This is a genomic window from Methylocystis sp. (assembly GCF_051062815.1).
GTDB lineage: Bacteria > Pseudomonadota > Alphaproteobacteria > Rhizobiales > Beijerinckiaceae > Methylocystis.
This window is the reverse complement of record NZ_JBPFDU010000093.1, coordinates 49,054-55,601: the sequence shown is the minus strand read 5'-3', so window position 1 is coordinate 55,601 and position 6,548 is coordinate 49,054. Positions and strand designations below refer to the sequence as shown.

Sequence of the window (6,548 nt, the reverse complement as noted above, 5' to 3'; positions counted from 1 at the left end):
CAAGTTCACCTTGACGCCCTTGGCGAGCAATGGCGCCGTGATCATGAAAATGATCAGCAGCACCAGCATGACGTCGACGAGCGGCGTCACATTGATATCGGCGAGCGGCTGATAAAGGCCTTCGGTTGCGCTCTGGCGCTGGCGTGAGGGCATGCCCATTATGCAGCCTCCCGATCGCGACGCGGACGCGACTGATGGCCGCTGCACATCAGGAGAGCCTCGTCTTCGATGTAATGCGCGACCTGCTGGCCGACGCGCGCGAAGGCGGCACCGATGCGGTTGTAGCCGACCGACGCGGGGATGGCGGCGGCAAGTCCGTAGGCCGTGGCCGCAAGCGCCTCGGCGATGCCGGGCGCGACGACCGCGAGGCTCGTGTCCTGCGACTGAGCGATGCTGGCGAAGCTCGTCATGATGCCCCACACCGTGCCGAACAGGCCGACGAAGGGCGCGACCGACGAGATGACGGCGAGATTCGGTAGGCCGCCTTCCGCCTTGGTCAGGAACTCGCGCGCCGCGCGGCTCATATGGTCGGCGATGCGGGCGCGCTTGTCGCCGATCGTTTCATCCGGCAGATCGAGCGCAAAAGCTTCCCGGCCCGCTTCGGCGACGGGCGCGAGAACGCCAACGTCTCCGCCCCGACGCGCCGAGCGCGCGGATTTGGTGATGCGGGTGACGGCCACCACGCCTTCGACGATGAGAACCCACGTCCAGATCGACGCGACCAGCAGCAGCGCCATGACGGCCTTTCCGACAGGACCGGCGTTGAGGAACATGGCGAGAGGGGAAAGCGTGTTGTAATCCATTTTCACTCACTCGTTTTTAGGACGCGCTTGCGGCGACCGCGCAGGCGAAGCGTCAGTTTTTGTTTGTTATGTCTTCGCGAGACGAGAGGCCACAAAGCGGCGAAAGCCCGCAATCAGACTCCGGCGCGGCGCGCCCTGGAGCCTAACGCAATTCAGGAAATATGAATCGAGGGTGGAGCGCGCGCGCCATTCGCGCCGTTCGCGGCGAAACTCTCGGGCGGCTGCGCGGCGACCGCGCTCGGCTGGATCGGAGCCGCTCGTTCGGCGTTGGGCCGTGCGACAGAAATCAGGCGCTCTGGAAGAACGGCGTGGCCTGCATGGGCGTTCAGGCAACAGTCCGGACAGCTGCGCGTAGAATGCGTTGGCGAGCCGTCGCGTTGCGTCGAACTTCCCTTCTGCGCGGCGGTTCCGTGCAGGCCTGCGACATAAGCGGCATGATCGCAGGCGATTCCGCCTAGGTCCGCGAATGCGTGCGCGGGCCGCGTCGCGCCTGACAGAAGAAGCGAGAGCATCAGCGCGCAAACGGCCGCGACGGCGAGTGTCGCACGGAATTCCCGACGCATGGCGCGCAACTGTGACATAAATGTCTCTTAGTTGATTTTTTAACCTTTGACAACGCGCGCAGGCTTGGAAAGTCTCGGTTTACCGGTTCATCTGCATGCGCCGCGCCGCTACAGTTAATGTGCGCCGGACTTGCAGAGATCTCATGCGCATCCGCCGACTCGCGTCGCTCCTTATTTTCTTTGCGCTCATCGCGAGGCTCGCTTCGCCTTGCGATGCGCTGGCGTCGAGATCCGTTGACGCGCCGAACGCGCCGATCGCCAAGTGCCATTTGCTGGCGAACACGTCGCCTGCGGCGCAGGGCGATTCGGATCAAGCGCCTCTCGACAACACGGATCGCGACGGGTGCTCTTGCGCGCTCTGCCAAATCGGCTGGAGCACATTGCCGCCGGCGGACGCCGTTTTTGCGATCCGTGGCGTGGAATACAATCTCGCGCCGCGGGCGCCGCCAGCCGAGGCGCTGGTCCTGTCACGGCCAAAACGTAGCGCCCCGACCCGCGGACCTCCTTCCTTCACCTGATCTGCCGAACGCCACGGCGAAAGCCGTTCAGGTCAGTTGCGCCGCCTTGCTCGGCGCCAGAAGGAAGCATCTCATGTCTCGTTACTCGCTCTTGCGCGGCGTTTCGGTCGGCGCTCTCACCGTCCTTGCGCTTTCCGAATTTTGGGCCGCCCCTGCCGCCGCGCAGCAATCGCTGCCGACCATCGACGTCGGCGGCCAGCGCCGCGGCGTTCAGCGTGGAACTCAACGCGTTGCAGGCCCTGCGACCGGCACAAATGTCGCTCCGAGCCCGGGCCCAGCGCCATCGCCCCCATCGATCTGGGCGGCGACGCTTCCCGACGGCAAGCCCGCCTTCGTTCAAAAATGGCAATTGCCCAATACGGTCGCGAGCGTGACGCGCCAGCAGATCAATCGCCAGATCAACATCGTCGATACGGAAGACGCGGTCAGATACATGCCGAGCCTTTTCGTGCGCAAACGCAACAGCGGCGACACGCAGGCGGTTTTGCAGACGCGTACCTGGGGCGTCTCCTCCTCGGCGCGCAGTCTCGTTTATGCCGACGATCTGCTGCTGACGGCGCTCATCGGCAATGACAATACGATCGGCGCCCCGCGCTGGGGCCTCGTCGCGCCTGAGGAAATCGAACGCGTCGATTTCCTTTACGGACCTTTCGCGGCGCAATACCCCGGCAACTCGATGGGCGGCGTGTTGAAGATCACGACGCGCATGCCCGAAAAGCTCGAAGTCTCGGTCAGGAACACCACCACGATCCAGGATTTCTCCCAGTGGGGAACGTCGCGAGGCTTCGTCAATAATGTCTCGAGCTTCTTTATCGGCGATAAGATCGGCGACTTTCTCTGGACGGTCTCCGGCAATTGGCAGCGCGGATCGCAGCAGCCGCTCACCTATGTCACGACGCCGAATTTTTACCCCGGGGGCTATCTGGCGACGAACGTCTATGGCACCACCTTCGCCAATGTCATCGGCTCGACCGGCAATCTCGCCAACGATCAGGTCAATGCGAAACTCAAATTCGCCTATGACTTCACCAACACGATCCGCGGAACTTACACCTTCGGCTTCTGGTCCAACGACGGCCAGTCTTATCCCGAGAACTACCTTACTGCGGGCAATAGCCCCTTCTGGGGCGTGACGACAGGGGGGCGCGCCCTCAGCAACGCCAACCTGCAGAGCTTCGCGACAAATGGTCGTTATCGGGTCCAGGAAAAGATCATGGTCAACGCCGCTGCGGTGCGCTCCAATAGCGGCGGTCCGTTCGACTTCGAAGTTTCGGCCTCCAATTTCACTTATTTGCAGTCGGATCAGATCTCGCCCTGGTCCGCGGCGGTCCCCTTCGGCGGCTACACGCAGACCGGCCGCGATACGGTCTTCACAGGCACTTATTGGACGCTCTTCGACGCCAAAGGCATCGTGCGGCCGCCAGAAGGACTCCTGCAGGGCCACGACATCTCCTTCGGCATGCATGGCGATCAGTTTCACCTGAACAACCCGGTCTGGCTGACGACAAATTGGACCGCCGGGACCGATGCAAGCACAGGCGCGGCGATCACGATTGCTCAGGGCACGACGCGCACGCAGGCGCTCTGGTTCCAGGACGCCTTCTTCATCACGCCTGATCTGAAGTTCACGGCCGGTCTTCGCGGCGAGCATTGGACAGCGTCGAACGGCTACAATCAGGCGGCGGGCGTCAACAATTTCGGGACCGCGCTGACGGGCTCGACACTCTCATGGCTGCCGATCTACCAGCCCAATCTCTACAGCACCCGTTTCTCGCCAAAAGGATCGCTCGAATACAAGTTCGACGACGATTGGCGCGCCGTCGGTTCGATCGGCATGGCGAACCGCTTCCCCACTGTGCGCGAGCTCTACAACCTCGCGACCGTCGGCGTTAATGGCGTCGCGACCAACCCAAATCCGAATCTGCGTCCCGAGTCGGCGCTCAGCAAAGAGCTGATGATCGAGCGCAAGCTCGGACGGGACGGAGCCGCGCGCATCTCATTCTTCGACGAAGAAGTGCGCGACGCCATCATCAACCAGCTGGTCTCCGTGCCTGGGTCAGCCGCGCAGCTGGTGCAAACGCCGACGAACGTCCAGCGCATTCGCAACAGCGGCATCGAAGTGGCGTTTCAGAAGGACAACTTCGGCTTCAGGGGGCTCGAGGTGCTCGGCAGCGCCACCTGGCTCAATGCGCGGGTCATCTCCGACCCGACCTGGGCGCCGAACAGGTCGAATTTCGAGTTCCCCTGGGCGACGTCCGTCGCCGGCAAGAATGTCCCGAACGTTCCCGAATGGCGCGGAACGCTCGCTTTCACCTATCGGCCCGACGATCACTGGGCGTTCACGCTCGCCGGCCGCTATCAGAGCAAGCTGTGGCGCACCTTGGCGAACAATGACCGCGCCTATGGGATCTATTTCGCCTTTGATCCGTTCTTCGTCGTCGACACCAAGATCCATTACAAATGGAACGATCGATTCTCCGCCGATTTCGGCGTCGATAACATCGGCAACTATAGATACTTCCTGTTCCATCCGTTCCCGCAAAGAACCTTCTATGTCGCCGGCCGCTATCAGTTCGGCGAGACCAAGGGCGAGCCGGGCTTGTTCTACACCGGCAACGAAGGCGGCTGGCCGGACTTCGGCTCTTGGTTCCAGCCGGTCGCGTGGAATTTTGAATAGGGTGCGCGATCGAGCGGAATGATCCGCGCGCGCCTTCACGTGCGGCGACCATGCAAAAACGCCCGGGAGCAAACTCCCGGGCGTTTTGTTTTGGCGATGATGAAGAAGCTTAATGCGCCAGCGACTTGACGATCGATTCGACGGTCTTCTTGGCGTCGCCAAACAGCATCATCGTATTGGGCCGGAAGAACAATTCGTTCTCGACGCCGGCGTAGCCCGAACCCATGCCGCGTTTCAGGAACAGAACCGTCTTCGCCTTCTCGACATCGAGAATCGGCATGCCGTAGATCGCCGAGGTCTTGTCGGTCTTGGCGGCGGGGTTGGTCACGTCGTTGGCGCCGATGACGAAGGCGACGTCCGCCTGTCCGAATTCGGAGTTGATGTCCTCGAGCTCGAACACTTCGTCATAGGGCACGTTGGCCTCGGCGAGCAGCACATTCATATGGCCCGGCATGCGGCCGGCGACCGGATGGATGGCGTATTTGATGTCGACGCCTTCTTTCTTGAGTATGTCGGCCATCTCGCGGAGCGCATGCTGCGCCTGCGCGACCGCCATGCCATAGCCCGGCACGATGATGATCTTGCCGGCGTTCTGCATGATGTAGGCGGCGTCTTCCGCCGAACCCTGCTTGACGTTGCGCGTCTCCTTGCCGCCGGCAGGCCCCGCCACCTCGCCGCCGAAGCCGCCGAGAATGACGGAGATGAAGCTGCGGTTCATCCCCTTGCACATGATGTAGGAGAGGATCGCGCCCGACGAGCCGACAAGCGCGCCGGTGATGATCAGCGCGAGATTGCCCAGCGTGAAGCCGATGCCCGCCGCCGCCCAGCCCGAATAGGAGTTGAGCATGGAGACGACCACCGGCATGTCGGCGCCGCCGATCGGAATGATCAGCGTCACGCCCAGCGCGAAGGAGGCGAGAATCAGCAGAAACAGCCATACGCCGCTCTGCGTGCCGACGAAGAGCGCCGTCAACGCCAGCAGGGAGACGCCAAGCATGATGTTGATGGTATGGCGTTCCGGCAGCAGGATCGGCTTGCCGGTCATGCGCTCGGACAGCTTCAGGAAGGCGATGATCGATCCAGTGAAGGTGATCGCGCCGATGGCCGCGCCCAGCGACATTTCGACGAGGCTGCCGGCGTGAATCTCATTCGCGTCGCCGATGCCGAAGGCGCGCGGCGCGAAAAAAGCGCCGGCCGCGACAAGCACCGCCGCCAGGCCGACCAGCGCGTGGAAGCCCGCGACAAGTTCGGGCATCTTCGTCATTGGAACGCGCTGGGCGATGAAAGCGCCCGCGCCGCCGCCGATGGCGACGCCGATCACGATCATCAGCAGGCCGCCGAATGAGGGGAAATGCGTCAGCAGCGTCGTCGCCACGGCGATCGCCATGCCGATCATGCCGTAGCGATTGCCCTCGCGAGAGGTGGCGGGCGAAGAGAGGCCGCGCAGCGCGAAGATGAACAGCACGCCGGCGACGAGATAGAGAAGGGCTGCGATATTGGCGCTCATGGCGTCAGCCCTTCTTCTTGTACATGGAGAGCATGCGTTCGGTGACGAGGAAGCCGCCGAAGATGTTCACGCTGGCGAGAATGACCGCGACGAAGCCGAACGCGTTCGCCCACCAGGAGCCCGAAGCCTCGGCGGCGGTCATGCCTTCGACGCCCGCCGCGAGCAGCGCGCCGACGATGATGACGGAGGAAATCGCGTTGGTCACCGACATCAGTGGCGTATGCAGCGCCGGCGTCACCGACCAGACGACGTAATAGCCGACGAAGACCGCCATGGCGAAGATCGCCACGCGGAAGACGAAAGGATCAATCGCGCCGCCGGCGAGTCCGTGCGCCGCCGCCGCGGCGGCGGTATGCGCGAGTTCGTCCGAATAGTGTTGCGCCTGTTCGGCCAGATGGCGGGCGGCCTCCGCCGCCGCCTGCGCCTTCTCGAGCAATTGTTGCGTAGAGTCGGTCATCGCTTAACGCCCCTTAGTTTGAT

General features: G+C 62.9%; 7 protein-coding genes. 2 read left to right on the top strand and 5 right to left on the bottom strand.

Translation table 11 applies throughout. The features are described 5' to 3' along the window. The 3 genes from ACR65W_RS19505 to ACR65W_RS19495 all read right to left on the bottom strand — a co-directional run. Nucleotides 1–159, bottom strand: a 159-nt coding sequence (locus tag ACR65W_RS19505) for a biopolymer transporter ExbD (protein WP_434499200.1), incomplete at its 3' end; no start/stop codon positions are given. Beyond that, nucleotides 159–803: a MotA/TolQ/ExbB proton channel family protein gene (locus tag ACR65W_RS19500; RefSeq protein WP_434499199.1), complete on the bottom strand. Its 645-nt coding sequence runs from the start codon at nucleotides 801–803 to the stop codon at nucleotides 159–161. The genes ACR65W_RS19500 and ACR65W_RS19505, both read right to left, overlap by 1 nt. 152 nt (nucleotides 804–955) lie before the next feature. Continuing rightward, a complete protein-coding gene (locus ACR65W_RS19495) occupies nucleotides 956–1,384 on the bottom strand; it encodes a DUF2946 family protein (protein ID WP_434499198.1) in 429 nt (142 codons plus the stop codon). Between the two features lie 125 nt (nucleotides 1,385–1,509). On the opposite strand from ACR65W_RS19495, the gene ACR65W_RS19490 reads away from it, so the two are divergent. Together ACR65W_RS19490 and ACR65W_RS19485 are read left to right on the top strand one after the other, a co-directional pair. After that, nucleotides 1,510–1,884 (top strand): hypothetical protein, encoded by a 375-nt coding sequence (locus ACR65W_RS19490; RefSeq protein ID WP_434499197.1) that lies wholly within the window; start codon nucleotides 1,510–1,512, stop codon nucleotides 1,882–1,884. Between the two features lie 73 nt (nucleotides 1,885–1,957). After that, nucleotides 1,958–4,561: a TonB-dependent receptor gene (locus ACR65W_RS19485; protein WP_434499196.1), complete on the top strand. Its 2,604-nt coding sequence runs from the start codon at nucleotides 1,958–1,960 to the stop codon at nucleotides 4,559–4,561. A 109-nt stretch (nucleotides 4,562–4,670) separates the two neighbouring features. On the opposite strand, the gene ACR65W_RS19480 is transcribed toward ACR65W_RS19485, so the two are convergent. Together ACR65W_RS19480 and ACR65W_RS19475 are read right to left on the bottom strand one after the other, a co-directional pair. Beyond that, nucleotides 4,671–6,068, bottom strand: a complete 1,398-nt coding sequence (locus ACR65W_RS19480; protein WP_196399460.1) for an NAD(P)(+) transhydrogenase (Re/Si-specific) subunit beta — start codon at nucleotides 6,066–6,068, stop codon at nucleotides 4,671–4,673. Between the two features lie 4 nt (nucleotides 6,069–6,072). Continuing rightward, nucleotides 6,073–6,525, bottom strand: a complete 453-nt coding sequence (locus ACR65W_RS19475; RefSeq protein ID WP_123176929.1) for an NAD(P) transhydrogenase subunit alpha — start codon at nucleotides 6,523–6,525, stop codon at nucleotides 6,073–6,075. Nucleotides 6,526–6,548: the final 23 nt, after the last annotated feature.

Excerpts from the sequence above, each read along its gene's own strand:
- ACR65W_RS19500 (WP_434499199.1), bottom strand. The coding sequence starts at position 803 with ATGGATTACAACACGCTTTCCCCTCTCGCCATGTTCCTCAACGCCGGT.
- ACR65W_RS19495 (WP_434499198.1), bottom strand. The coding sequence starts at position 1,384 with ATGTCACAGTTGCGCGCCATGCGTCGGGAATTCCGTGCGACACTCGCC.
- ACR65W_RS19490 (WP_434499197.1), top strand. The coding sequence starts at position 1,510 with ATGCGCATCCGCCGACTCGCGTCGCTCCTTATTTTCTTTGCGCTCATC.
- ACR65W_RS19485 (WP_434499196.1), top strand. The coding sequence starts at position 1,958 with ATGTCTCGTTACTCGCTCTTGCGCGGCGTTTCGGTCGGCGCTCTCACC.
- ACR65W_RS19480 (WP_196399460.1), bottom strand. The coding sequence starts at position 6,068 with ATGAGCGCCAATATCGCAGCCCTTCTCTATCTCGTCGCCGGCGTGCTG.
- ACR65W_RS19475 (WP_123176929.1), bottom strand. The coding sequence starts at position 6,525 with ATGACCGACTCTACGCAACAATTGCTCGAGAAGGCGCAGGCGGCGGCG.